Raw genomic sequence first — 25767 nt, forward strand, 5'->3', positions numbered from 1 at the left:
CTGCGCCCGCTGCGGAGGCGTCAGAGCTGCTTAGCTGCGTTCGCGGGTCAGCTCGGTGGCCAGCGGGTAGACGCGGTTGCGACTCACGCCAAGACGTTGCGCCACTGCGGCGGCGGCGTCACGAGTGCTGGCACCGCTGTCCAGCTCGGCTGTCACTTCGGCGCTGATCTGGGCGTCTGTGGGAGTCGCAGGCGGCGCCGGTCCGATCACGACCACGATCTCTCCCTTGGACGGTTCGGCGAAATGGGCTGCCAACCCGGCAAGCGTGCCGCGCGCCACTTCTTCGTGCAGCTTGGTGAGTTCGCGCACGACGACTGCTGGGCGGTCGGCGCCGCAGGCCGCGACCAGGTCTTCGAGCGTGGCGCCGAGGCGCTTGGGTGATTCCAGCAGGACCACAGTTCGCTGCTCGGCGGCGATGGCGTCGAGTCGTTGACTGCGGAGGCTTCCCTTGCGGGGCAGGAACCCTTCCATGACCCAGCGATCCGTGGGCAGACCCGAGATGGCCACTGCCGTGACTGGCGCCGACGGCCCCGGTACGGCGCTGACGCCGATGCCTGCTGATGCCGCGGCGGCCACCAGACGCTGCCCCGGGTCGGAGATGGCAGGCATGCCCGCGTCCGTGACGTACGCGGCGGTCTCCCCGGCAGTCAGGCGCTGCACGATCTCCGCTGCGACGGCAGTCTCGTTGTGCTCGTGCAGGGCAACCAGGGGGCGCCCGCCGATGCCCAGCCGCTGCAGCAGCAGGCCCGTGCGTCGGGTGTCCTCGCAGGCCACGAACGAAACGTCGCGCAGCACCTCGACAGCCCGGGGGGCGATGTCGGCCAAGTTGCCGATGGGCGTCGCCACCAGCCACAGCCGGGGTTCGGGCGCGCTCATGTGTCGAGCCGCACATCGAGCGTGTCGCCGGCAGCAATCCCCCACCGCTCGAATGCACCCGCTTGGGCTTCGACCACCGACCGGGCCGCGAGACGGGGCCGGCCGATCCGTCCGGGCGGCATCGTCACGACATCGATGACGCGTCCGCGGATGTCCAGAAATGCCACGTCGATGTCGAAGCTCATGCCGATGGTGTGCACACACCGGCATCGCTCGATCAGCAGCGCGCCGGTCAGCTCGTCGCGCCCCAGCAGGCCGCGCCGGCGCTCAGGGCGGGTACGAGCCACTTCGAGGCTTGCCACCACTCGATCCCCGTACGCCAGCCAGGGCATGACTACACGTTGAAGCGGAACTCCACGACGTCGCCATCGCGCATCGGATAGTCCTTCCCCTCGACTCGCAGGCGGCCGGCGTCCCGCGCAGCAGACCACGAGCCTAAATCCAGCAGTTCTGTCCAGTCGATCACCTCGGCCCGGATGAAGCCGCGCTCGAAGTCGGTGTGGATCCGCCCAGCGCATTGCGGCGCTCGCCAGCCGGCCCGGAAGGTCCACCCCCGCGATTCCTTCTCGCCGGTGGTCAGAAAGGTGCGCAGGCCCAGCAGGCCGTGCGCAGCAGCGACGAACCGCTCCAGCGCGCCCTCGCCCAGACCGAGTCCTTCGAGCAGCTCGGTTCGCTCGGCGCCAGTGAGCTGCGCTGCTTCGGCTTCGAGCTGCACGCACAGCGGCAGCACAGTGGCATCTGGCAACGCAGTCTCGATGGGCGCTGCCAGTCCCGACGCTGCATCAAGCTGGTCTTCGCCGAGGTTCAGCACTGCCATGACCGGCTTATCGGTCAGCAGGAAGTGGCTGCGCAGTGCCGCTCGATGCGGATGCTCGTCGGACCCATCGGACACGTCACCGAGCGGCCATGCCCGGTACAGCGGCGTACCGGCAGCCAGGTGTTCGAGCGCGGCGTCGAGCGCTGCAACCTCATCGGCCAGTGCGGTGTCGGACGGCTGGCTGCGGGACGCCTTGCGCCGACGGCCGATCCTCGATTCCACCGACTCCAGATCCGCCAGCGTCAGCTCGGTCTCGACGATGCGAAGGTGTTCGAGCGGGTCGGCGGGACCCGGCACGTCGGCATCGGAGAAGGCACGCAGGACGAAGACGATCGCGTCCACCTCGCGGATCCCCGCCAGGAACCGGTTGCCGAGCCCCTCACCCTTGCTGGCACCCTCCACGAGTCCGCCGATGTCGATGAACTCGGTGGTGGTGGGCACCACTTTTCTGCTGCCGCTCATCTCGGCGAGCGCATCGAGCCGGGGGTCGGGTACGCGGGCTACGCCGATGTTCGGATCGGTGGTGGCAAAGGCGTACGGTGCCGCCAGTGCACCGCCGCCGGCAAGCGAATTGAACAGCGACGACTTCCCCGCGTTGGGCAGGCCCACGAACCCAAAGCGCTCCATCGCCGGGCGAGGCTAGTGAGAGGCTGAGCCCTCGGCCCAAGCGGCCGGCGAGCCCGCTTCCAATGGAGATTGGGAGCAAGAGCGGGAAGCACAGCGCGAAGCCGTGGCCCGAGCGGCCCGTGAGCGGAGCGAACAAGAGCGAGGGACTCAGGTGAGCCGTTGCGCTTGGGCGGTTCGGAGCGCCGCGTGCAAGACTTCGCCGGGTCGGGTACGCGCCCGAGGCATCCATTGACGGGGAGGAACCCATGGGACCGTTGCAGGGACTCAAGGTGATCGAGCTGGCCGGCATCGGCCCTGGACCGTTCTGCGCCATGCTGCTCGCTGATCTGGGCGCGGACGTGATCCGCATCGACCGCATGACACCTGAAGACCTCGGCATCGACCGGGGGCGCAGGTTCAACGTGCTCAACCGGGGCCGGCGTTCAGTGGCGGTCGACCTCAAGTCGCCCGACGGCGTCGAGACCATCCTCAAACTGGTGGAGCAGGCCGATGCACTCATCGAGGGCTTCCGCCCCGGCGTGACCGAGCGGCTGGGTCTCGGACCGGACGAGTGCTTCGCTCGCAATCCCAAGCTGGTCTATGGCCGCATGACCGGGTGGGGCCAGGAGGGGCCGATGTCACACGCCGCCGGCCACGACATCAACTACATCGCTCTGACCGGCGCGCTGCATGCCATCGGACCGTCTGAGGCACCGAGCCCGCCGCTCAACCTGGTGGGCGACTTCGGCGGCGGCGGCATGTACCTGGCCTTCGGCGTGTGCGCTGCGCTGCTCGAGGCGCGTGACTCGGGGCAAGGCCAAGTGGTGGACGCTGCCATGACCGAGGGTGCCGCGTCGCTGATGGCCGCCATCTACGGCATCTACGGTTCGGGCGGCTGGGCCGACGAGCGGGAGTCCAACTTCCTCGACGGCGGCGCGTACTACTACGGCGTGTACGAGACCTCGGACGGCAAGTTCGTCTCCGTCGGTTCGATCGAAGGCAAGTTCCACGACGAACTGCTCCAAAAGACGGGGCTGGCCGACGCTCCGACGGTGGACCGCAACGACCGCGATGCATGGGCCGACAAGCGGGCTCGCCTGGCCGAGGTCATCAAGACGAAGACCCGCGACGAGTGGGACGCGATCATGGCCGGCTCCGATGTCTGCTACGCGCCGGTGCTGGACCTGTCCGAGGCTCCGCACCACCCGCACAACGTGGCCCGCGGGAGCTTTGTGGAGGTGGAAGGCGTGATGCAGCCGGCACCGGCGCCTCGCTTCAGCCGCACCCCAGGCGCCGTCGCCCGGCCGCCGGCATCGCCGGGCGAGAACACCGATGAAGTACTGGCCGACTGGGGCTTCGACGCCGACGACATCGAGAAGCTCCACGAGGTCGGCGCAGTCGGCTGAGCCGAGAGGCGAGGCCGGGGCCCGAGCGGCCCGTGAGCCCGTATCCAATGGAGATTGGGAACAAGAGCGGGAAACAATGGCGGATGCTGGCATGGTGCCAGTAGCCTGAAACGCCTATGTCGAAGCGCACCAACAAGCGAAAGCTCCGGGCGCGCCGCAGCAAAGCCAATCACGGCAAGCGCCCCAACTGCGGCCGCGGCTGAGCGGCTGGCATCAGCCGCGACTGCGGCCAGTGTGACTGGGTCCGGCTGCCGCTGCGCGCCTGCCTAGACCGGCCATCATCAAGGGGTGCACAGACGCGGCACTCCAGGATTGGTCAGGTTGCTCATCCTGATTGCGGTGTTGTGCGGCGCATGCCAGGTTCAACAGAGCTCCGACGCAGCGCCGGTTGCGAGCGAGTCGAGCGATGCCGAGCGGACTGTGCCTTCGAGCGAGGCGACGGTGGCGGCCGTCCCCTTGCCGACCCTGCCGCCGCCTGCGCCCGTCACTGCAGACGAACCAACCTCGAGCGAACCGATATCACACGAGCCATCTGGCGATCCTGAGCCGCCGGATGATCCCGCAGCGTCCGACGACGGCACCAACGATCATCCCAGCGCTCGGCAGGAGCAGGATCCCGACATTGCGGAAGCCGATGCGGCCGGGCCCGACCCGCTGCCAGCGGGTTTCGAGGCTGCGCTGCGCACATCTTTCCCGGATGCCGCATTTCTGCTTCACCGCGAGGTGGCCCGCGGCGATCTGAATGACGATGACATCGAGGACGTCGCCGTGTACGTCGAGGCCCGATTCGCTGACGTACCGCAGGGCAGCCTGCTGGTACCCGTCATCGACGCCGGCGAGGCATTCGAAGTGCATTCGCCCGTGGAATTGGGCCGACACATCATCATCGACACCATCGACATCCGCGATGGCGCAATCGAGGTGTCCTTCTTCGATCGCTCGCCCGGCGAGCCGCTGACGGTCATCACACGACGCACCACCCTGTCCATCAGCCCGGACAGCGCCGATGCGCCAGATCCTGCGGCAACGTGGATCGCCACCGCCACCCGCGTCGAGCCGATCGACACGGTGCCGGCGCTCCAGATCACCAGGCCGGTGACGACGGTGTCGTTCGAGCTCGACGGCATCGGCGCGGTGATGTCGGATCGGATCGAGCTGCGCGAGCGGCACCGGTATGTCGTTCATGCCGCCAGGGGCGATGTCATGGTGGCGACGCTCACCGCGCCGGCCGGAGTCTGGCTGGAAGCCCGACTCGACGACGATGCAGCGCTCGTGCCCATCGCCGAACGGACCCAGAGATTCTCAGCCCACCTGCCGGCGAGCGGCGCATGGACCGTTACGGTCGCGTCGTCGCTCGCCGAACCGGCGGAGTACCGGTTCTCCGTTGAGGTCTTCCCGCCCGCGCTCGGCGAGCGCATTGCCACCCGCGACCCCGCCGGCTTCTGGTCGAGCACGCACATCTCCCCGCCGGCCCTGCCCGACGACGGACCCGTCGTCTACTTGACGTTCGACGACGGGCCGCACCCGACCTACACACCGCAAGTGCTCGACGTGCTGGCACGCCATGGGGCTCGAGCGACGTTCTTCGTGGTGGGCTCCATGGCGGAGCGGCGGCCATTGCTCATCCAGCGCATCGCACACGAAGGTCACACCCTCGCCAACCACTCCTGGAATCACGAGTCGCTCGCCCGGGTCTCGAGGACGGCCTTCGACCGCTCCATCGGCCGCACGCAGGACATCCTGGGGCCGCTCGCCACACCGTGCCTCAGACCGCCCTACTACGCCATCGGCAGGTTCACCGAGGAATGGTCCAACGAGCTGGGCCTGAGGCTGGTGGGCTGGACCTACTCCCCTCGCGATTGGGAACAGCGCCCGGCCCGGGCCATTGCCGACGGCATCGTCGCCCGGTCGTTTCCCGGAGCCATCATCCTGCTGCACGACGGCGGCGGCCCTCGCTCGGCGACGGTGCGCGGCCTGGACATGGCGCTCGAACGGCTCTCAGACCGCGGATTCGAATTCAAACCGCTGTGCCGCTAAGAGGCTGCGCCGGGGCCGGGGTCGCTGTCATGTCGCCGCAGCGGGCGGCACGTCACGATTGGGCGCCAGCCGACAGGTCGACGAAGAGACCGAGTTCGTCCAGCAACACCTGCGACAGCCAGCGGCCGCCGATGGTGCTGAGGTGGACGCCGTCGGTAAGCCGCACATCGGCGAGTTGCCCGTCGGCGTCGGCCACGTAGCGGCTGAAGCCGCCGTTGGGCCCCCGGAACAGGTCCCTCGTCTCCACGAAGTGCACCCGGTCGCGCTTGGCGGCTTCGGCATCGAAGACTTCGTTGAGCCGCTGCATGCGCGAGTCGTACTCGGGATCCTCCATGATCGGCTGGCCGACCCAGATCAACACCCGGTCGGGGTCGGTGGTCACCAGGTCCATGACGTGGCCGACTCGCGCCGAGTATTCCTGCACCCAGGCATCCGAGAAGCGCCGCGCTATCTGACCGTCCACCACGATTGCCTGTGCGTCGTTGCCGCCGAACATCAGCACGACTGCGTCTGGGTCCTCGGCGGCGAGGGCCTCCACGATGCGCGCCGGCCAGTCGTAGAAATCGGGTCGGCTCAAGCCGCTGGAGAGCTGATGCTCCGTGGAGGCCTCGATGACGCCCGTGTCGTCGGCCAGGCCCACCATGACGTGGCCGAAGAACTGCACCATCGAATCGCCCATGATGTGGAGCCGCAGCGGATCGGCCGGAGTCGGGAACCACGGCATCGTGGTGACAGATGCTCCTGGTGCCACATCGTCAGAGCTCCTGGCACCGGTGATCGCTGGCGTCGCCGGATCAGCGACCACGACGCCGGCACGCGCCGGATCGTCCGCCACGGCGCCGCCGGCCTCATCCGCCGTCTCGCCGCCAGCGACGGCACTCAACGGATCCGTCGTCGCACCGGGATCGGCCACGTCGCGCCCGAACGCCTCGTCGACCCACAGGCGCGGCAGGTGCGCTCCGGCAGCGCTGGCCACACCTTCGACCGGTTCCCACACCGCGACGGACGCATCGCGCTCCCAGCCGAATGGCTTCTGCTGGGCCTCACGCAGCAGCTGCTGCGAGTTGAGCACGATCGCCAGCGCCAGCCCGAGCGCGCCTGCCAGCAGCACCTTGCCGGCAGGTACGCCGATGCGGCGGTCGGCGGCATCGAGTGGAGGGTGCGGTATCTGCATTGCTCAGAACTGGAAGTAGATGAACGGGGCGACGCCCGTGGGACCGAGAACGTCGATGGCCACCAGCGAGACGCCCACCACGGCGCCTTGGGCGACCCAGCCGAGACCGGCAAAACCATCACGCAGCCCCTCGAACCAGTCGGCGGGCATGAACTGGAACGCGAGAGCGCCGAACGTCACCGCGATCACCAGCGGCGTCGCGGTGCCGGCGTAGCTGCCGAAGTTGGCCAACGCGCCCAGCATCTCGACCGCGGCGGACAGCGATTCGGAACGGAAGAACACCCATGCCAGGCACACCACATGGAAGGTGACGAGCCAGCGGACGACCTCGCCCCAGCCCGGGGGCAAGATGGGGGGTGCGCCGCTGCGCTCCCGCTGCTCGCGCACCAGCCGCTCCACAGCCAGAACGACACCGTGGATCCCGCCCCAGATGACGAAGTTCCAGGTGCTGCCGTGCCACAGCCCGCCTAGCAGCATGACGATCATGAGGTTGCGGTAGGTGTTGGCGCGGCCCTTGCGGTTGCCGCCCAGCGGCACATACAGGTAGTCGCGCAGCCAGCGGGACAAGGTCATGTGCCAGCGCCGCCAGAAATCCTGCAGCGTGAGCGCCCGGTAGGGATTGTCGAAGTTCTGCGGGAAGCGGAAGCCGAGCAGGAGCGCCACGCCGATGGCGATGTCGGTATAGCCGGAGAAATCTGCGTAGATCTGGACTGCGTAGGCGTAGACGGCCAGCGCGACTTCGGGCCCGCTGTGCGAGCCCGGATCGGCGAAGACGCCGTCCACGATTTCGCTCGCCAGGAAGCTGGAAATGACCACCTTCTTGAACAGGCCGTTCAGGATCAGCCCGAACGCCTCGGCGGCCGGCACGTGCCGGGGATCGGGCCGGGCCGCGAGCTGCGGCGCCATCTCCGATGCCCGCACGATCGGTCCGGCCACGAGCTGGGGGAAGAACGACAGGTACACCGCGAAGTCCAGCGGTGCCATCTCGCGGACGTTCCCGCGGCCGATGTCGATGATGTAGCTCATCGCTTGGAACGTGTAGAAGGAGATGCCGACCGGCAGCGTGTACTCCAGCACGGGCAAGGCATTGGAGATGCCGAAGCGCTCCAGCAGGTTGGACATCTCGACGGCGAAGAAGTCCCAATACTTGAAGACTCCGAGGATGGTGAGATTGGCGGCGACGCCGAGCCCGACCCACCAACGAGCGGTGGTGCCCACACGGGGGATCGCTGTATCCGATGCCCGCAGCGAAGCTGCGGCGTAATGCCCGACGACCCAGTTGATGACGATGGTGGCAAGCAGCAGAAAGACGAAGCGCCAGCTCCACCAGCCGTAGAACACGACGCTGGCGGCCAGCATGAGCGGCCTCCACACGGCCGGATGCGGCCGCGTGAGCCAGTTGACGACGAAGACGACAACGAAGAATGCTCCGAAGACGAACGTCGGGAACAACATGCCGGGCCGAACATACTTGCGCTCCCGGTGCCGCAGGCTGAGCCCCGGGCCCGAGCGATGACATGACGAATCCCGCAGAGCTGCTCGACTCCTGGTTGGAGATCGATCCCGATCCATCGACGCGCCAAGCCATCGGAGCCGAGCGCCACCGCTCCGAGTGGGTGCAGGCGCGGTTCGGCAGCGTGCTTCGCTTCGGCACCGCAGGCATGCGCGCCCCCGCTGGACCGGGACCAGCGCGAATGAACCGCGTCATGGCACGCATCGCCGCACGAGCCGTCGGCGCCGAGCTGATCGCATCCGGTCTCGGCAGCCGTGGCGCCGTGGTGGGGTTCGATGCCCGGCCAGGTTCGGCGGACATGGCCCTTGACGCGGCCCGGTTGCTCGCCGCCATGGGCATCCCCACCGCGATCATCGACGGCCCTGCGCCGACACCGTTGCTGGCCCGCCAACTGCTCGCTCGCTCAGCAGGAGCCGGTGTGATGGTCACGGCCAGCCACAACCCCCGCGACGACAACGGGCTGAAGGTGTACTGGGCCGACGGGACGCAGATCCGGCCGCCGCTGGACCAGCGCATCGAAGCGCGCATGGACCTGTCTTCACTGCCCGCCGACAGCGATCTGGCAGCCCGGCACGAGGTGGAGAGCCTCGAGGTGCGATCGGTGATCGCCGAGTACGTCGGTGCAGCAGTCCGCCGGCCGGTTTTCGATGCGGATGGTCAACCAGTCGATCCGAGTGATGTTCCGCCGATCGTGTACACGGCACTGTGCGGGGTCGGCTCGCAGACCCTGGGCCACGCGTTCGCCACTGCCGGTCTGCCGCCCCCGATCTACGTGGAGCACCAGCGGCATCCCGACGGCGCGTTTCCCGGGTTGCCATTCCCGAATCCTGAGGAACCGGGCACCCTCGATGATGCGATGGCGCTCGCCACCGATCACGGAGTCGATCTCGCCCTCGCGAATGACCCCGACGCAGACCGGCTGGCGGTTGCCGTTCGCGATCAGGAGGGCGCCTGGCACCGGATGAGCGGCGACGAACTGGGCGTGCTGCTGTGCGATTGGCTCATCGGCCTGGCGGCTGAGCACGGAGCGGCGCGCCAAGCGATCTCAGCGTCATCGGTGGTGTCAGGCCGGATGGTCGAGGCGCTGTGCACTGCCCGTGGTGTGGCCCACCACCGCACCCTGACCGGATTCAAGTGGATCATGGAGCCTCGCCTCACGAACCCCGAAGCCCATTGGCTATTCGGCTACGAGGAGGCGCTGGGGTACTCGGTCACCGATGCCGTGCTGGACAAGGACGGAATCTCAGCAGCAGTGGAATTCGCTCGCATGGCGGGGGCGTTGTCGGCTCGCGGCATCGGACCGCTTGAGCGCCTCGACGAGCTGGCTGGTGAGGTCGGACTCCACGTCACGAGTGCAGCTTCGGTGCGCGCCCACACTGACGACATCGCGGTCGCCATGACGGCATTGCGGACCGATCCGCCCCGCACGGTTGCCGGGCATCCGGTCACGAAGGTCACCGACTGGCTCGATCCGAGTGCGCCGCACCCGGCTGATCTCGTGGAACTGGAGCTGGCTCCGGCCACGGCGGGCAGCTCACGCCCCGATCCCGAGACGCAGGTGCGCATCTGCATCCGGCCGAGCGGCACCGAGCCCAAGGCAAAGATCTACCTCGAAGCTGTCAGTCCGAACCCCCGCAACGTCGCCGCCGAGCGCCGCCGCCTGCAGGCACTGCTGGACGCCATCGCAGCGGATGTCAGCGTGTGGTTCGAGCCCGCCTAGAGCACGCCGGCGGCCAGCTCGTCGAGCGGCACCAGCGGCCGGGTGCCCACATGGGAGATGACCTCGGCGGCGGCCACTGAGCCCAAACGGCCGCAGCGTTCCAAGTCGTAGCCCCGGGCGAGTCCGTAGAGCACCCCGGCGGCATACAGGTCACCGGCGCCGGTGCGGTCGACCACTTCGTCGACCGGCTCGACGGGTACCTGCACCACCGCGTCAGGCGTCACGAGAACAGCGCCTGCTGCCGAGAGCGTCACCGATGCAATGTCCACCTGGCCCTGCACCGCCGCAAGCGCTTCATCGAGATCCTCAGTCTCGTACAGGGCCTTCAGCTCAGCGGCGTTCGCGAACAGCACGTCAGTGCACCTCTCGACCATGTCGATGAACTCGCTCCGGTGACGTTCCACGCAGTATGAGTCCGAGAGGCTGAGCGCGACCTGGCAGTCGTTGCCGGGCGTGGCGCAGTGCTCCGCCACCTCGCGCAGCGCAGCGCGGGCAGCTGTGGGGTCCCACAGGTAGCCCTCCAGCAGCACCGTGCGGGCCCGGCCCACCATGTCCCAATCGACATCCGCGGGGGCGAAGCCGGCCGACGCCCCCAGGTAGGTGCTCATCGTTCGCTCGCCGTCGGGCGTGATCACCACGGTGCAGCGCCCGGTCGGGTCGTCACGCGGCGCTCTCGCTGTGGCCTGGGTGACCCCGTGCGCAGCCATGTCGGCCACGAACAGGTCGCCGAGCCCATCAGCGCAGACCCGCCCCATGTAGCCGGCACGAGCGCCGAGCGCCGCAATGCCCAGCATGGTGTTGGCGACCGATCCGCCGGGGGTCATCTCGTCGGCGCCGCCCAGCAGCTCCACCATCGCGGCAAGCTCGGTTGCCCGCTGCGTGTCCACCAGCGTCATCGCGCCCTTGACGATGCCGAGGCCCTCCACGACAGCCTCATCGGCGCGCAGCAGCACATCCACCATCGCATTCCCGATGCCCACCACATCGAGCGGGTCCGCGGATTCCACGCCCGCGGGCTTAGCACCTCAACTCACCCGCACGCACGCCCGGAAAGGCACAGATGCCCCAGCTGTGGAGGCGGCGCGGAACTCTGCGACGTTGCGACCAGCTGGATCGCTGGTCGCAGAGGGCCGTGCCGCCTCCACAGCGGACACACCCATCTGCAGCACTTCGCGGGTCGTCGGTAGTGTGCGCGCCGTGACGCTTCAGACTGACGGTTCGACTGAGACCAACCCGTACCGGCTGCCACGTGGCGTGCTGCCGACCCGCTACGACATCATCATCGAACCCGACCTCGACGGGGCCCGCTTCATCGGCGAGGTCGAGATATCGGCCGCGGTGCAGGCACCAGTCGACAGCGTCACCATGAACGCTGCCGATCTCGAATGCTCGGCTGCCACCCTGCGGCAAGGCGACACAGCCGTCGCCGCCGAGGTGTCCTTCGACCCTGACACCGAGCGAATGACGCTGCGGCCTTCCGACGGCAGCCGGCTCGAGCCCGGCGACCTCCAGATCAGGTGCGCGTTCGCCGGCGTGCTCAACGACCAGCTCCGGGGCTTCTACCGATCCACGTTCGTCGACGACGCTGGGGAGACGCACACGATCGCCACGACCCAGTTCGAGTCCACCAATGCCCGACGGGCGTTTCCCTGCTTCGACGAGCCCGACTTCAAGGCCGTCTTCGGCGTCACGATGATCGTGCCCGCCGACCTCATGGCCGTCAGCTGCGGCGAGGTGGTGTCGTCGGAGATCCTGGCCGACGGCCGCCGTCGCGACACGTTCGCCGACACGATGCTGATGTCGACCTACCTGATGGCGTTCATCGTCGGCGACCTCGAAGCCACCGAGCCGGCCGACGTCGGCGGGGTACCGCTTCGGATCGTCCATGTGCGCGGCAAGTCGGCACTGACCGAATTCGGGCTGGAAGCGGGAGCTTTTGCCCTCGCGTGGCTGGTCGACTACTACGGCATCGGCTACCCGGGCACGAAGGTGGACCTCATCGCCGTGCCCGATTTCGCATTCGGCGCCATGGAGAACATGGGCGCCATCACCTTCCGGGAGACGCTGCTGCTGGCAGATCCTCAGAAGGCCACCACCGCGGAACTGCTGCGCATCGTCGATGTGGTCGCGCACGAGCTCGCGCACATGTGGTTCGGCAACCTCGTGACGATGGACTGGTGGAACGGCATCTGGCTGAAGGAAGCCTTCGCCACCTTCATGCAGGTGGCCACCACTGACGCCTTCCGGCCCGAGTGGAAGCGCTGGGACGAGTTCTCCATCGAGCGAGGGGCGGCGTTCGACGTCGACGCCCTGAGCACCACCCGGCCCGTCGAATACGAGGTGGTGTCCCCCGCCGATGCCGAGGGCATGTACGACGTGCTGACCTATGAGAAGGGCGCGGCGGTCGTGCGCATGCTCGAGCAGTACCTCGGCGCCGATCGGTTCGCGGCGGGCGTTGGGCACTACCTGGAACAGCACAGCTACGCGAACACCACCACGACCGACCTGTGGGATGCGCTCGAGACCTCCAGCGGTGAGCCAGTGCGGTCGGTCATGGACGGCTGGATCTTCACGGGCGGTTACCCGATCGTGTCGGTCGAACCGCATCGCGACGGCCTGAGAGTTGCGCAGCACCGATTCCTCTACGGAGGCGGCCCCTCAGCCGAAGCCGATCGGTCTGAGGCAGAAATCTGGAGCGTGCCGGTCATGGTGCGCGCCCGCCTCGCGAGCGGCAGCACCGTCGAGCGGCGGCTGCTGCTGACGGACGACTCGGCGGTCGTGGATCTGGGCGGACCGGTCGAGTGGACCGTGGTCAACTCAGGCGGGCATGGCTACTACCGGGTGCGCTACAGCGCTGACCTGCTCGCCGCCGTGTCGCGCCAAGCCCTGGAGGTGCTCGAGCCCATCGAGCGGTACGGGCTCGTCGACGACACCTATGCGGCCGTTGTCGCCGGCGACGCGAGCGCGGCCGAGTTCATCGGGCTCGTCACCGATCTGGGATCGGAGACCGACCTGCACGTGTGGCAGCGGATGATCGGGGGACTCAAGGGCCTGCACGCGATCGCCGAGCCGGACGGGCGAGACGCTCTGGCCGTGCTCATCCGGGATCTGGCAACCACCGCGCTGGGCGTGCTGGGATTCGAGCCCCAGCCTGGCGAGCCCGACCTCGACCGCGAGCTCCGCGGCGTGCTGTTCGAGGCCGCAGGCGGCCGGGGACGTGACGAGCTGGTCCGGGCACGTGCACGAGAACTCTTCGAGACGGCGATCGACAGCAGTGCAGCTGTCGAGCCCAATCTGGCCGCAGCTGCAGTACAGGTCGCAGCGGCGGCCGGCGACGAGACCGACTACGAGCGCATGCTGGAGCTGTACCGGTCGGCTGACACACCGCAGAGCGAGCTGCGCTACCTGCAGTCGCTGCTGCTGTTCGAAGACCTGGAGCTCTTCGAGCGGACGCTCGAACTGTTCGCTGCCGAAGTCCGCACCCAGAACGCCCCGTACCTGCTCGGCGCTGCGATGACGCATCTTGACCACGGTCCGGTGGCGTGGGCGTTCATTCGCAACCGGTGGAGCGAGCTGACCGATCGGTTCCCCCAGAACTCCATCCCCCGGATGGCCGGCGGGATACGCGCACTGCACACCCGTGAGCTGGCGCGCGAGGTGGAGGCCTTCTTCTCAGAGCATGAGGTGCCGCAGGGGGGGCTCACGGTGGCCCAGCACATCGAGAAGATGTGGGTCAACGTGCGACTGCGCGAGCGCGAGGGCGCCCGCATCGGCTGATGTTCGGCCGCCCGCCTCGACGGCCGATACGGCCGGGCGACGAGCTGTGGCTGTCACTGCGCGCATTGGCCGCAGCCGCAGCACTGATCGCCGTGGTGATCTACTGGGCGCTGGTCATCGTGGACTAGGCGGGAGCGCTGCTGGGCTGGGCATCTTCGACTCGTCGGCCCACCGCATCATCATCGCGATGATGGTTCCCCACACGATGGGGATGCCCCCGAGCTTCATGATGAGCCCGGCCGTCTGCTGGTCAGTCGCCGCGTCGAGACCGTAGAACCGGGGCGCCAGCTCGTAGGTGGCATAGAGGGGGAAGCCGGCGAAGGTCAGGAATCCTGCCGGCACCGCCGGAACGACACCGAGCGCCAGGAACAGGTACACCATCTTGCCGGGGTAGGCGCGCAGCCGGTGCTCGACCAGCGGCGAGCAGATCGGCAGCCAGACGAGCACGCCTGAGACCAGCCACACCGCGTCCATCACGAACGAGCCGAACTGGTTTGCCCGCAGCGTGTCCACGGCCCACGGCGAGTGCGTCGCAACGAGACATCCGTTGAACACCAGCCCGGCGAACACCGGCTGAGTGAGGCGGGTCATCACGCGGTAGAGGCGCAGCTTCGCCAGGATCCTGCGGGCCATCGGCTCGGGGGTGCCCAGCACCAGGAGCGGCGCGGCTACCAGCGTGTAGAGCATGAACTGCGCCATGTGGGCCGAAGCCAGGTAGCCCGCGCCGAGGACGCCGAGCGGCCAATCCGACGCCACCCAGAACGCCAGCACGCCGGCCAGGAACAGCCACGTCTGGCGGCGCTGCTCTGCTGTGGTGGCAGGATCCAACGGTTGGGGACGCATGGAGCGGGCCCGCCGCCGCGCCGCCAAGTACGGGACTGCGATCGCAAGTGATGCCGCCCAGACGCCCGGGTAGGCCCGCCACGACCAACTCCACGGCTCTTCGAGTGCCGAGCACCAGAAACGCATCGCTACAAGCCTGCCTCAACCGGAGCGTCCGGTTCGATGCCGGCCAGGATCGGCAGGTCGTGGTCGAACTGGGTCTGGCGCGTGGGATGCGGATATTGCGCATAGCCGTAGCCGTTCGGGGCATAGGCGAACACCCGGGCATCGTGGGCGATGTCGTAATCGACGTCACCGTGATCCATGGCGGTCATTCCCCCTGCGGTGCCGCCGTGGTCTATGTGCGCATCGTCCATATCTTCATGAGACGCATCGCCCTCCGATGTCATCTGGTGAGCGCCGGTCGTGGTGGTGTCGAAGATCTTGATCGACGCAAGTGCTCCCAGCGCATTCTGCAGGTCGGTCAGCTGCTGCTCGCTGCTGGGAATGAGCCCGACGAAATCCTCGCTGAATTGGTCGAGGTAGGCACGCAGCACTTCGGGCGTGTCCCGGTCGGGGTCGACGGTGACCGCCAGCACCGAGACGTTCGTCGGGGCGCCCGGACGGTTGAGCACACTGGCAAGCTGGGCAAGCTGTACACCGCATATATCCGGGCAATTCGTGAACATCTGATACACGAGCCGGACCTGTCCTTGGGTGTCTGCCGCCAAGTGGATGTCGTTGCCGTCGGTGTCGGTGAATGCGATGTCGGGCACCTGCCGCAGTTGCGACGCGGGCACTGCCAAGCCTTCGTATCGCGACTCGCTCGTACCGTTGCTTCCGCACGCGGCCGCCACGAGCATGACAGTCACGACAACAGCGAGACGGACCTGCCGTCTCACTCTCGGCCGCGCTCGGGCGCAATGTCGTGCATATCGCCGGACGCTAGTGCTCCATCCTTGCTGCCAGACGTCGCTCCCGGCCCTCCATGAGTGTTGCTGCCCTGACGAGATTGCGCCACACTCGGCCGCAGGCAGGAAAGGTGCCGGGTTGGCTGAAATCGACCGCTTGAGGGCGGAAAACGAGATGCTGCAGGATCGGCTGTCGGGGCTGACTGAGGCAATCCGGCACATCAGCGAAGATCTGGACCTCGACACGGTGCTGCAGAGGGTGGCCGACAGCGCCCGGGCGCTGACCGGTGCCCGCTACGCGGCAATCACCACCATCGACAGTGCCGGTGGGCTGCAGGATCTGCTGTTCTCAGGCCTGACGGCCGCGCAGCAGAACACGGTGGTGAGCTACGACACGGGCATCGAGCTGTTCACCTACCTCAGCGGGTTGCGGGATCCGCTGAGGATCACTGATTTCGTGGCGCACGTGGATTCCGTGGGCTTCCCAGGATTCGAACCGCAGATCGGCGCGTTCATCAGCGCTCAGATCAGAGGCCGCGACGGCCAGGTGGGCACGATCTATGTGGGCAAGCCACGCGACAGTGCCGACTTCACACATGAAGACGTGGAGATCCTCGAGGTGTTCGCCAGCCAGGCGGCGCTGACGCTCGTCAATGCACAGCGCTATGGCGATGAGCAGCGATCTAGGGCTGACCTCGAAGCCTTCGTCAATGCCTCCCCGGTCGGGGTGCTGGTGGTCGACGTGGCTTCGCAGAACTTCGTCATGGCCAACCGCGAGGCGCGCCGCATCGCCCGGGTGGATCGGGAGCACGGGCCAATCCCCTTGGCGATCCTGGAACAGTTGAGATACAAGCGATTGGACGGGTCCGAGATCTCTCTCGAGGATCTGCCGTTCGATGCAGCGCTGAGCGGCGGCGAGACCGTGCAAGCCGAAGAGGTCGTCATCGTGCACCCCGACGGCAGCGAGGTAGCGACGCTGATCAGCGCCACGCCGATCCGTTCCGACGACGGCGATCTGGCAACGGTGATCGCAACCCTCCAGGACATGTCGCCGCTGGAGGACATGGAGCGGCTGCGGGCCGAATTCCTGGCGATGGTGAGCCACGAGCTTCGAGCGCCGCTGACGTCGATCAAGGGCTCCGCTGCCACGATGCGCAGTTCGCCGATCCCGCCAGATCCAGCCGAGATCCGCCAGTTCTTCCGCATCATCGAAGAGCAGGCCGACGATATGCGCGACCTCATCAACGACCTGCTGGACATGACTCGCATCGAGGCAGGAACCCTGTCGGTGTCGCCGGTACCGATGGACGTGGGGTCGGTTGTCGAGCAGGCCAAGAACGCGTTCCTCAGCAGTGGGCATCGCTACAGCGTCGAGATCGATCGAACGCCGAACCTGCCCCGTGTCTGGGGCGACAGGCAGAGAATCGTGCAGGTCCTGCACAACCTGTTCTCAAATGCTGCTGCGAATTCGAGCGAGTGGTCCACGATCAGTGTCTCCGCGTCTCTGGACGGCACCCATGTGGCGATATCAGTCACCGACGAGGGCACCGGCATCGACCCTGAGCGTCTGCCATTGCTGTTCACCAAGTTCTTCCGCGGCGACGGCCGCGACCCCAGCAGCTACGGACTCGGCCTTGCCATCTGCAGGGGCATCGTGGAAGCTCACGGCGGGCGTATCTGGGCACACAGCTCGGGGCGCGGCCGGGGCGCCCAGTTCACGTTCACCATCCCCGCCCTCGATGAGCCCGTCATGGCGCCGGCACACGACGTGCACAGCGATCAATCCGAGTCTCCCGCAGCGACGAAGGTCGAGCGCATCCTGGTCGTCGATGACGACCTCCAAGCGCTGCGATTCGTCCGCAGCACGCTGACCAAAGCCGGCTATGCCGCCATCGTCACCAGCGAACCCAGCGAAGTCGAGCATCTGCTGGACAGCGAGATGCCTCATCTCGTACTGCTGGACCTGCTGTTGCCAGGAACAGACGCATTCGAAGTGATCAGGCGTGTTCCCAGGCTGCTGGAAGTTCCCGTCATATTCGTGTCCGGGCGAGGCGACGATCAGCTGGTCGCCAAGGCCCTCGAGCTGGGCGCCGCCGACTACATCGTGAAGCCTTTCTCACCTACCGAGCTGTTGGCCCGCATCGCCGCCGCATTGCGCCGTCAAGCCCAATCCCGACACGCCGAGCCCTACCGGCTCGGGGACCTGACGGTGGACTTCCTGACCCACACCGCCACGGTCGCGGGGCAGACGGCGAACCTGACGCCCACGGAGTACAAGCTGCTGTCGGAGCTGTGCATCAACGCGGGCCGCGCGCTCAGCTACGAGCAGCTGCTCGAGACCATTTGGGGCGAAGGCTCCAGCGGCGATGCTCAACGCGTGCGCACGTTCATCAAAGACCTGCGGGCCAAGCTCGGCGACGACGCCAGGAATCCCACCTACATCCTCACCGTCCCGAATATCGGCTACCAAGCCGCTGCCCCATAGCCGCGGTGCCGGTGGGCGAACTTGCTTCCACACACCAGTGCAAGACCTGTGGACAATTTCCAGGCTGCCAGCGGGCAGCCCTGCCGGCAGTGGTTCAACGCGCTGGCGGGGCGTAGATCAGACCGCCCTCGGTCCAGCGCGCATTGGGCGTGCCAGCCCGCTGCAATCCCACAGGTTCGAGGTTGCGTGTGTAGATCTCGTCATAGTTCCCGATCTGGCGGACCACCTCATAGAACGCATCGGGCGCCAAACCCATCTTCGACTGCAGCTCGCCTTCGCCTCCGAGCAGCCGGACCGCCTCGGCATCGAGTTCGCCGCTGCGCAACAGGTCATCGACGTTGGCTGAGGTGATGCCCTTCTCGTCGAAGATGATCGTGGCATAGACCGTCCAGTTGACGATGTCGCCGAAGGTGGACTGGTTCGGCAGGTACAGCGGGGCCAGCGGTTCCTTGGAGAACGGTGCCGCTGGGAAGATCACCCACTCCTGCTCGCCTTCCTGCTTGGCTTTGCGGCCCACCAGCCCCGATCCGTCAGTGGTCATAAGATCGCACGAGCCGTTGATGAAGCTGTCGGTGATGATGTCGAGATCCTCGAAGGTCGCCAGCTTGATCTCCACACCGGCCGCGTCGACTGCATCAGCAATGTTCTTCTCAGTGGTGGTGCCCGCGGTGGCGCAGACTGTCGCGCCGGCGATGTCGGCCACGGTGGACGCAGCGTTGAACCCGTCGCTGGCGCGTCCCATGAGCTGCTGACCGTCATAGAAGGTGACCGGCGCGAAGTCGAACCCCAGGTCGCCATCACGGCTCTGCGTCCAGGTCGTAGTGCGCACCAGCACATCGATGACGCCGGTCTGCAGCGCCGTGAACCGCTCCGCGGAGGTGAGCGCCACGAAGTTGACGGCATCGGCATCGCCGAGCATCACGATGGACAGTGCGCGGCAGTAGTCAGCATCGAAACCGGTCGTGCTGCCATCGGGCTGCGTCTCGGAGAACGCAACCGCAGCGCCGTACACACCGCAGTTGAGGACACCCCGCGACTGCACAGTCGCCAGCAAGTCGACGTCCTGGGCTGCCTGCACCGGCACCGGATCTGCCGGTGGCGCTGCAGCTCCCGCGTCGGCAGCGTCTCCGGACGCGCAACCCGCGATTAGCAGCACGGCGACGGCGCCGATGGCAAGAAGTCTGGCAAAATGCCTCACTCCAAGCCTGCGCACGTGCATGTGAAGATGAGGCTCAACCATCGGACAGACACGCTAACCATCGGTGCAGTCGCATGGCTGATGCTGGGGATGCTCAGCCTCATCGCGGCCTGTTCCGCATCCACAGAAGACGAACGCACGGTGCGTGTCGGCTTCTACGCGTTCTTCGAACCGATCAGCGCCGCTGCTGATCCGGATACTGATGCTGCGGCGTTCAGCACCCACGTCGGTTACGAAGCTGATCTGCTCACGGCCATGGAATCGATGGAGGGGCTGGGCCTGAGATTCCACCGAACGCCGGTCGCAGAGTGGCCAGGAATCTGGCTCTTACCGTCGCGGGACGGCCTCGACATGGTCGGCGGCGGCATCACCATCCTGGACTCCCGCCGGCTCGATGCCGACGGCAGCACCGTGGTCACGTTCACCGAACCGCACGTCGAGTTTCGCCAATCGCTGCTCGTGCGCGCCGATGACGCCGACCGCCTCCCGAATCATGACGCCTTGTTGAGCACCGACGTGGTGGGAGCCCTGCCGGCGACGACTGGCGAGGCCAGGCTGCTGCAGCTGCTCGGCATCGCTGACGCCCAAGGCCGTCTGGCTGCGGGCACCCAAGTGCACACCCCGACAGGCGTGGTGACCGTCCCATCGGATGGGGCGTTGAGCATCAGCGCTGCGCAGGCGTCACCCGAGCTCGAGCACCGCACGCGCCTCGTGCCCGCAGATCCGACACGTCCCACTGTCGTCTACCTCGGCGAGGAGTCTGGCGAGACTGCGCTGCTCGCGGCGCTGCGCGACGGCCGGATCGACGCCATCGCCAGAGGCACCATCGGCAACACGCAAGCCGCTGTCGGCTCCGACGGCCGTTTTGCTGTGACCGCACTGGATGAACACGTGGAGCTCGGAGGCTTCGCTGTGAGCGTGGACGACACCGAGCTGCTCGACAAGCTCAATTCCGCCGTGACCTGGCTCACCGACGCAGGCCGCATCGGCATCCGAGAGTGGCTGACCGACAGCGAGATCTTCAACGAGCGTGCCGGCTCCTGGCAGCCGTCGCGCTAGCAGGTCAGCGGGTTGCGGCCATTGCCGTCTGCTGGATTGCCTCGGCAAGCGAGGTCCGGGGACGCCAGTTCAAGTCGCGGATGGCCTTGTCGATGCGGAAGTAGTGGTGCGTGTTCAGGTACCGGACGGCGAACCGCGACAGCCCGTCCTCTGAGATCTCCCCCGTCCGCCCAATTGAGTGGAACGCTTCCATGAGGCCCGCGCCGGCGTACGCGAGCCAGTAGGGCACGCGCTTGCGCACCGCTGGGTAGCCCATCGCCAGGAGCAGCCGTTCGACGAACTCGAAGAAGGCGATGGGCTCGCCGTTGGTCACGAAGTACGCCTGGCCGCCGACGGGACTGCCCGGCCCCAGCAGTGCCTCCGCGGCCACGACTGCGTCGACGACGTTGTCGATGTAGACAAAGTCGGAGAGCTTGCTGCGTGTGCCGACCTCTCGGATGCCGGCCCCGTCGGCCCGTCGCAAGATGTTGGGCAGGAAGCGAGTGTCGCCGGGGCCGAACACCAGATGCGGCCGGAGTGCGCACGCGCTGGTGCTCCCCTCCGCAGCGAACTGCAGGACGTCTTGCTCCGCTGCGATCTTGCTGTCCGCGTACGCGCTCAGCGAAACCGTGGCATACGGCAGCTCTTCGTCGCCCGATTCGAGATCCCGGCCCTCGTACACGACGCTTGCAGAGCTGATATGCACGAGCTTGCGCACGCGGCCACGCCGGCACGCTTCCAGGACATTGCGCGTCCCGCCGTGGTTCACCTCCCACATCTCGTCCTGCGCGGTATTGCGGGTCTGCACGACCGATGCACAGTGGACGATGGTCTCCATCCCGTTGCTGGCCTCAGCCAGCCCGGCTGCGTCCCTGATGTCGAGATCCAGGAACTGCACATCGCCGCGGAACGGACGGCAACGCGGATTGACCACACGCACCTCCCGGCCAGCATCTGCAAGCGCACGCACGATCGCTGAACCGATGAAGCCACACCCGCCGGTCACCAATACGGGACCTCTGGCCGGCTCGGGACGATTCACGCGCGCTCGGTTCGGGCAGAAGTGCCGAACAGCCAATCCCACAGCGGTGTGATGGTGCCGAAGTTGCCGCTGCTGCTGTGGTGCGCATCGTGCCGTGAAGACCAATGGTTCGTCAGCCACGCGAGTCGCGCCGGAATGCTCAGGTTTGCGTGCACCAGCACATTGATCAAAGAGTGCGCGACCGCCACCGCGATGAACGCCTCCACCCCGAGCGGACCGATCGCCGCCATGCTGGCCAGCAGCACCACAAGCCCTGCAACTGTTTCCAGCGGATGCAGGTACAGCGAATCGACGGCCGTCGGATGCGAGGTTCGATGGTGCACCCAGTGGACCCTGCGCATCAGCGGTCGCCAGTGAAGCGCGCGATGGAGCCAGTAATAGCCGAGGTCGTACAGCAGCAGGACCAGCATCGGCGCGTACCAGCGGGAAGCGCGGTCGGCATCGATCAGGTATCCGCCGAACAGCACGATGCCGACGACGTAGGTCGCCAGAGCGACACCGCCGTTGAGTGCGACATTCCGGTAACGGCCGTCGATCGCCACACCGTCGCTGGGCGCCCGCCGCAGTCGGGGAAGGCCGGCATGCATCGACTGGCACAGCGCAATCGCGATCGACGGCACGGCAATCGCAAACAGAGAGACGACAGGATTCATGCGTCCGATGTCGAGGCTGTGGAGGTGAGGGGAATCGAACCCCTGGCCTCTTCGATGCGACCGAAGCGCTCTACCAACTGAGCTACACCCCCGAGACGGGCGACCGCCGAATATACCTGCGGTGCGATGCCTACTCGTTGGCCGTACGGCGCTGTGCCTATTGGTTCGCCTGACGGCGCTGTGCCTATTGGTTCGCCTGACGGCGCTGTGCCTATTGGTTCGCCTGACGGCGCTGTGCCTATTGGTTCGCCTGACGGCGAATCATCGTCACCGTCGATGGGGTGGCAGGATCTCGCAGCGGCAGGTAGTGCACCTCGGCGGTCGGCGCTGCGCGGCGTCGGCGCAACACGAGCATGACGAACGCCAGTGACGCCACGAGCATCGAGGCACAAGCGGCGAGTGCCCAAGCCGATCCTGTGACGAGTGCGCCCGCGAGCGTCACGAGTGCGCACAACACCAGCAGCGTGCCGATATCGCGCCGACGCGTCGCTGCCTGGGCTGGCGTGGTCGGCATCGACGTGGATGGGCTCACCCATCGTCGCTGAGCTTCGCCGGCGCGCCTGCGTGCATGCTCCTGTGAGATCTGCGCTGCGGCCGGCACGGACCGGCCGAGCGAGTCAAGTTGCTGGCGAAACTGGTCGACCGAAGATGTCGCCTTTCGGCGGGGCTGAAACAGGCGAGCGACGTCCGGCGCCAACACCACGATCCAAACGACCGCCAACAGCACCAAGACCAGTTGTGTCACGCATCACCTGCCTCGCCGGCGGGCCTGCCCGCCTAGGTTGCCACGTCGCGGCGGTACGTGCCCGACTTGCCGCCCGTTTTCTCCCACAGGGCCAGATCGCCGATGACCATGGACCGGTCGGCCGACTTGCACATGTCGTAGATCGTGAGCGCGGCGACCGAGCATGCCGTCAGCGCCTCCATCTCGACGCCGGTTCGATCCACCGTCTCGACTTGAGCCTCGATCTCGATCCACGTGTCGGCGATCTCGAAGTTCACATACACAGCACCGACAAGCAGGGGGTGGCAGAGCGGGATGAGATCCGGAGTGCGCTTGGCGGCCTGGATGCCGGCCACCCGGGCGACAGCAATGACGTCTCCCTTTGCGATCGCACCGCGCGCAACCAGCGACGCCGTCTCGGCTGCCATGTGCACACGACAGCGAGCAATCGCGCGGCGGTGGGATGCCTCCTTCGGCGTCACATCGACCATGCGTGCCCGGCCGAGCGGGTCCAAGTGGGTGAACGGTGATTCGGCCACGACGTCAGCCCCCTCTGTGTCTCATGGATCGGCGGCCTCAGCCGCCCCTGTATCTGATGGATCGGCGGCCTCAGCCGCCCCTGTATCTGATGGATCGGCGGCCTCAGCCGCCGATCTGACTCATCGTCCGTTTGGGCTTGATGAAGTTGACCTGGCCGATCGAATGACCGGCCCACTTCGTGCCGACAGCATCGCGGATGGCGGTCGACAGCAGATCGTCGAGCTCAGCACCGGTTGCACCACCACGCAAGATCGACCGCATGTCGAACTCGTCGAGCGCGAACAGGCACGTGCGGAACTGGCCCTCGGCAGTGAGCCGCACCCGGTCGCAGTTGCCGCAGAACGGCTTGGTGACGCTGGCGATGACACCGACCTGACCGCGGCCGTCGAGATACCGGTAGCGCTCGGCGGGCTCGTTTGCGCGCATGACGGGCTCGGTCGGAAACTCAGCCGAGATTGCCGCCAGGATCTCGTCAGCAGGCACAACGACATCTGCATTCCACACGTCGCCGGCTTCGAGCGGCATGAACTCGATGAAGCGGACCTCGACGCCCCGCTCGCGGCCGTACCGGGCGAAATCCACAACTTCGTCGTCGTTGATGCCCCGCATCATGACCGTGTTGATCTTCACCGGGGCGAGCCCGGCGTCAATGGCCGCGTCGATGCCGTCAAGCACCCGGTCCAACTCATCGCGTCGGGTCAGCTCCAGGAACCGGTCGCGTTGCAGCGAATCGAGGCTGATATTGATGCGCGACAGGCCAGCGGAGGCCAGCGGTTTGGCATGCAGGCGCAAGGTGGCGCCGTTGGTGGTCAATGCCACGTCGACGCCCAGACCGGCGAGGCGTTCGACCAAACGCGGCAGATGCGCGCGCACCAAGGGCTCACCACCTGTCAGGCGAATGCTCTCGAAGCCGAAGCGCTCCACGCATACCTTGGCGAATCGCTCGATCTCCTCGAAGCTCAGGATCTCCGATCGCGGCAGCCACGTCATGCCTTCGGCCGGCATGCAGTACTGGCAGCGGAAGTTGCAACGATCGGTGACCGAGATGCGCAGGTCTCCCACCATCCGGCCGAACGGATCGATGAGATCGGTTGCGCTGACCGGAGCAACGACACCTGCTGCGCCATTCATTGGCCAGAGCGTACCCAGCGGCGTGCGGGCTGCTCAGTCGAGCAGCAGCACGTCAACCGGACCGCCGGCACGCACCCCGTCGCCGTCGGGCACGACCGCCAGCGCATTGGCCTTCGCCATCGCCCACAGCATGTGCGAACCCTGCCCACCGGCGGAGCGCACTTCGACACCGCCGTCGCTGGGCGTCGCCAGCACCCGCATGAAGTGGGTCTTGCCGTCGGAGCGACGCGGCAGGTCTTCGGCGGCCGTGGCCGTCACCGGCGACCGGACGGGGTCGGGATGTCCCATCATCGAGCGCAGGCCCGGCCGGGCGAACAGCTCGAACGACACCATCGAGGAGACAGGATTGCCCGGCAGGCCGAACACTGGCACATCGCCCACCGTGCCGAATGCCAGCGGTTTCGCCGGCTTGATGGCCACCTGCATCCAGCGCATATCGCCGATGCGGTCAAGCACGGCCTTCACGTAGTCGAAGTCGCCCATGCTGACGCCGCCGGAGGTGACGATGGCATCGCATGTCTGGACGCCTGTGGTGATTGCGGCTTCGATCTCGTCGGGGTCGTCGGGTGACAGTCCCAGGTCGACCGGGACGACATCGGCCCGGTGCGCCAGCGCCAGCAGGGTTCGCCGGTTCGAATCGCGGATCTGTCCGGGCCGGAGCGGGCTGCCGTCGTCGACGAGCTCATCTCCGGTCGACAGCACACCGACCCGCAGTCGCGGAAAGACCTCCACTTCGGTCATCCCGAGGCTGCACAGCACGCCGAGATGTCCCGCAGTGAGTTCCGTGCCGACGCCGAACACGACGGTCCCGGCATGCAGGTCGTCGCCGACGGGCCGCACATGGTTGCCCGGCGGAACGCTCACCTCCACCCGCACGATCTCGGCTGTGCCGTCTCCGGACGCAGGCCCGTCGGCCGCCGTGCGATTCGGATTCGCTGTGCTGCTCGGAATCACCAGGCTGGTCCGCTCCACCATGACCACTGCGTCGGCGCCCGGGGGGATCGTTGCACCCGTCATGATGCGGCTGGCCTCGCCCGGTCCCACCGTCACCTGCGGTGCGTGTCCCGCAGCGATCGTCTCGACAACCCGCAGATTGCATGGGGCGTCGACTACATCGGCGGACCGGACAGCGAATCCGTCCATAGCCGTGTTCGCAAATTGCGGGATGGCTTCAGCTGAGATGATCTTGCTGGCCGTCACCAAGCCCAGTGCGTCGGCAACCGGCACCGATACCGGCGTGCCCGCGGGGCATCTGTCCAGCACGAATTCACGCACAGTCTCCAGCGGCAACATCGGA

General features: G+C 67.0%; 23 protein-coding genes and 1 tRNA gene. 8 read left to right on the forward strand and 16 right to left on the reverse strand.

All coding sequences use genetic code 11. The annotated features are described in order from the left end of the window. Positions 1-30 precede the first annotated feature (30 nt). From rsmI to ychF, 3 genes are read right to left on the reverse strand one after another with little or no spacing between them, the layout of a single operon-like run. Positions 31-876 carry a 16S rRNA (cytidine(1402)-2'-O)-methyltransferase gene (gene rsmI / locus ACOGI5_RS01305; protein ID WP_419862666.1) on the reverse strand — a complete coding sequence of 282 codons (846 nt, stop codon included), beginning with the start codon at positions 874-876 and terminating at the stop codon, positions 31-33. Continuing rightward, positions 873-1208 carry a DUF192 domain-containing protein gene (locus ACOGI5_RS01310; protein ID WP_419862667.1) on the reverse strand — a complete coding sequence of 112 codons (336 nt, stop codon included), beginning with the start codon at positions 1206-1208 and terminating at the stop codon, positions 873-875. The genes rsmI and ACOGI5_RS01310 overlap by 4 nt, the downstream gene beginning before the upstream one ends. A gap of 2 nt (positions 1209-1210) precedes the next feature. Beyond that, entirely contained in the window at positions 1211-2320 is a 1110-nt protein-coding gene (gene ychF, locus ACOGI5_RS01315) for a redox-regulated ATPase YchF (RefSeq protein WP_419862668.1), read from the reverse strand. Between the two features lie 245 nt (positions 2321-2565). Between ychF and ACOGI5_RS01320 the strand changes: the two genes are divergently transcribed. From ACOGI5_RS01320 to ACOGI5_RS01330, 3 genes are all read left to right on the forward strand, one after another. Next, positions 2566-3705, forward strand: coding sequence for a CaiB/BaiF CoA transferase family protein (locus tag ACOGI5_RS01320; RefSeq protein WP_419862669.1), 1140 nt, complete (start codon positions 2566-2568; stop codon positions 3703-3705). A 116-nt stretch (positions 3706-3821) separates the two neighbouring features. Next, positions 3822-3908 carry a 50S ribosomal protein bL37 gene (locus tag ACOGI5_RS01325; protein ID WP_416246623.1) on the forward strand — a complete coding sequence of 29 codons (87 nt, stop codon included), beginning with the start codon at positions 3822-3824 and terminating at the stop codon, positions 3906-3908. A gap of 238 nt (positions 3909-4146) precedes the next feature. Further along, positions 4147-5742, forward strand: a complete 1596-nt coding sequence (locus tag ACOGI5_RS01330; RefSeq protein ID WP_419862670.1) for a polysaccharide deacetylase family protein — start codon at positions 4147-4149, stop codon at positions 5740-5742. A gap of 52 nt (positions 5743-5794) precedes the next feature. Here ACOGI5_RS01330 and ACOGI5_RS01335 read toward each other — a convergent pair whose 3' ends face one another. After that, positions 5795-6916, reverse strand: a complete 1122-nt coding sequence (locus tag ACOGI5_RS01335; RefSeq protein WP_419862671.1) for a DUF459 domain-containing protein — start codon at positions 6914-6916, stop codon at positions 5795-5797. A 3-nt stretch (positions 6917-6919) separates the two neighbouring features. After that, positions 6920-8371: an MBOAT family O-acyltransferase gene (locus ACOGI5_RS01340; protein ID WP_419862672.1), complete on the reverse strand. Its 1452-nt coding sequence runs from the start codon at positions 8369-8371 to the stop codon at positions 6920-6922. A 62-nt stretch (positions 8372-8433) separates the two neighbouring features. On the opposite strand from ACOGI5_RS01340, the gene ACOGI5_RS01345 reads away from it, so the two are divergent. After that, positions 8434-10149 carry a phospho-sugar mutase gene (locus tag ACOGI5_RS01345; protein ID WP_419862673.1) on the forward strand — a complete coding sequence of 572 codons (1716 nt, stop codon included), beginning with the start codon at positions 8434-8436 and terminating at the stop codon, positions 10147-10149. Here the strand turns inward: ACOGI5_RS01345 and ACOGI5_RS01350 are convergent. Then, the gene (locus ACOGI5_RS01350; RefSeq protein ID WP_419862674.1) at positions 10146-11156 is read right to left on the reverse strand and encodes an adenosine kinase; all 1011 of its coding nucleotides are present in this window, start codon (positions 11154-11156) and stop codon (positions 10146-10148) included. The genes ACOGI5_RS01345 and ACOGI5_RS01350 overlap by 4 nt on opposite strands. A 190-nt stretch (positions 11157-11346) precedes the next feature. Between ACOGI5_RS01350 and ACOGI5_RS01355 the strand changes: the two genes are divergently transcribed. Both ACOGI5_RS01355 and ACOGI5_RS01360 read left to right on the forward strand, forming a co-directional pair. Beyond that, on the forward strand, positions 11347-13926 hold the full coding sequence (locus ACOGI5_RS01355) for a M1 family metallopeptidase (protein WP_419862675.1): 2580 nt from the start codon (positions 11347-11349) through the stop codon (positions 13924-13926). Next, the gene (locus ACOGI5_RS01360) at positions 13926-14054 is read left to right on the forward strand and encodes a hypothetical protein (RefSeq protein WP_419862676.1); all 129 of its coding nucleotides are present in this window, start codon (positions 13926-13928) and stop codon (positions 14052-14054) included. The genes ACOGI5_RS01355 and ACOGI5_RS01360 overlap by 1 nt, the downstream gene beginning before the upstream one ends. Here ACOGI5_RS01360 and ACOGI5_RS01365 read toward each other — a convergent pair. After that, entirely contained in the window at positions 14041-14895 is an 855-nt protein-coding gene (locus ACOGI5_RS01365; RefSeq protein ID WP_419862677.1) for a cytochrome c oxidase assembly protein, read from the reverse strand. The two genes, ACOGI5_RS01360 and ACOGI5_RS01365, sit on opposite strands and share 14 nt — an antisense overlap. Before the next feature lie 2 nt (positions 14896-14897). After that, on the reverse strand, positions 14898-15611 hold the full coding sequence (locus tag ACOGI5_RS01370) for an SCO family protein (RefSeq protein ID WP_419865415.1): 714 nt from the start codon (positions 15609-15611) through the stop codon (positions 14898-14900). Positions 15612-15798: 187 nt separating this feature from the next. On the opposite strand from ACOGI5_RS01370, the gene ACOGI5_RS01375 reads away from it, so the two are divergent. Continuing rightward, positions 15799-18144 (forward strand): ATP-binding protein, encoded by a 2346-nt coding sequence (locus ACOGI5_RS01375; protein WP_419862678.1) that lies wholly within the window; start codon positions 15799-15801, stop codon positions 18142-18144. Positions 18145-18238: 94 nt separating this feature from the next. Here the strand turns inward: ACOGI5_RS01375 and ACOGI5_RS01380 are convergent, their stop codons facing one another. Then, a complete protein-coding gene (locus ACOGI5_RS01380; protein ID WP_419862679.1) occupies positions 18239-19228 on the reverse strand; it encodes a transporter substrate-binding domain-containing protein in 990 nt (329 codons plus the stop codon). Between the two features lie 195 nt (positions 19229-19423). Between ACOGI5_RS01380 and ACOGI5_RS01385 the strand changes: the two genes are divergently transcribed. After that, positions 19424-20401: a transporter substrate-binding domain-containing protein gene (locus ACOGI5_RS01385; protein WP_419862680.1), complete on the forward strand. Its 978-nt coding sequence runs from the start codon at positions 19424-19426 to the stop codon at positions 20399-20401. A 4-nt stretch (positions 20402-20405) separates the two neighbouring features. On the opposite strand, the gene ACOGI5_RS01390 is transcribed toward ACOGI5_RS01385, so the two are convergent. The 7 genes from ACOGI5_RS01390 to glp form a co-directional block, all read right to left on the reverse strand. Further along, positions 20406-21386 carry an NAD-dependent epimerase/dehydratase family protein gene (locus ACOGI5_RS01390; RefSeq protein WP_419862681.1) on the reverse strand — a complete coding sequence of 327 codons (981 nt, stop codon included), beginning with the start codon at positions 21384-21386 and terminating at the stop codon, positions 20406-20408. A 32-nt stretch (positions 21387-21418) separates the two neighbouring features. Next, positions 21419-21964 carry a sterol desaturase family protein gene (locus ACOGI5_RS01395; protein WP_419862682.1) on the reverse strand — a complete coding sequence of 182 codons (546 nt, stop codon included), beginning with the start codon at positions 21962-21964 and terminating at the stop codon, positions 21419-21421. 130 nt (positions 21965-22094) lie between these two features. Then, a tRNA-Ala gene (locus ACOGI5_RS01400) sits at positions 22095-22167 on the reverse strand. Between the two features lie 146 nt (positions 22168-22313). Continuing rightward, a complete protein-coding gene (locus ACOGI5_RS01405) occupies positions 22314-22820 on the reverse strand; it encodes a hypothetical protein (RefSeq protein ID WP_419862683.1) in 507 nt (168 codons plus the stop codon). 32 nt (positions 22821-22852) lie between these two features. Continuing rightward, positions 22853-23338, reverse strand: a complete 486-nt coding sequence (moaC, locus tag ACOGI5_RS01410; protein WP_419862684.1) for a cyclic pyranopterin monophosphate synthase MoaC — start codon at positions 23336-23338, stop codon at positions 22853-22855. A gap of 103 nt (positions 23339-23441) precedes the next feature. Continuing rightward, the gene (moaA, locus tag ACOGI5_RS01415) at positions 23442-24470 is read right to left on the reverse strand and encodes a GTP 3',8-cyclase MoaA (RefSeq protein ID WP_419862685.1); all 1029 of its coding nucleotides are present in this window, start codon (positions 24468-24470) and stop codon (positions 23442-23444) included. 33 nt (positions 24471-24503) lie between these two features. Next, a complete protein-coding gene (gene glp, locus ACOGI5_RS01420; protein WP_419862686.1) occupies positions 24504-25763 on the reverse strand; it encodes a gephyrin-like molybdotransferase Glp in 1260 nt (419 codons plus the stop codon). Positions 25764-25767: the final 4 nt, after the last annotated feature.

Source organism: Candidatus Poriferisodalis sp. (assembly GCF_965208925.1).
Taxonomy (GTDB): Bacteria; Actinomycetota; Acidimicrobiia; order Acidimicrobiales; family Poriferisodalaceae; genus Poriferisodalis.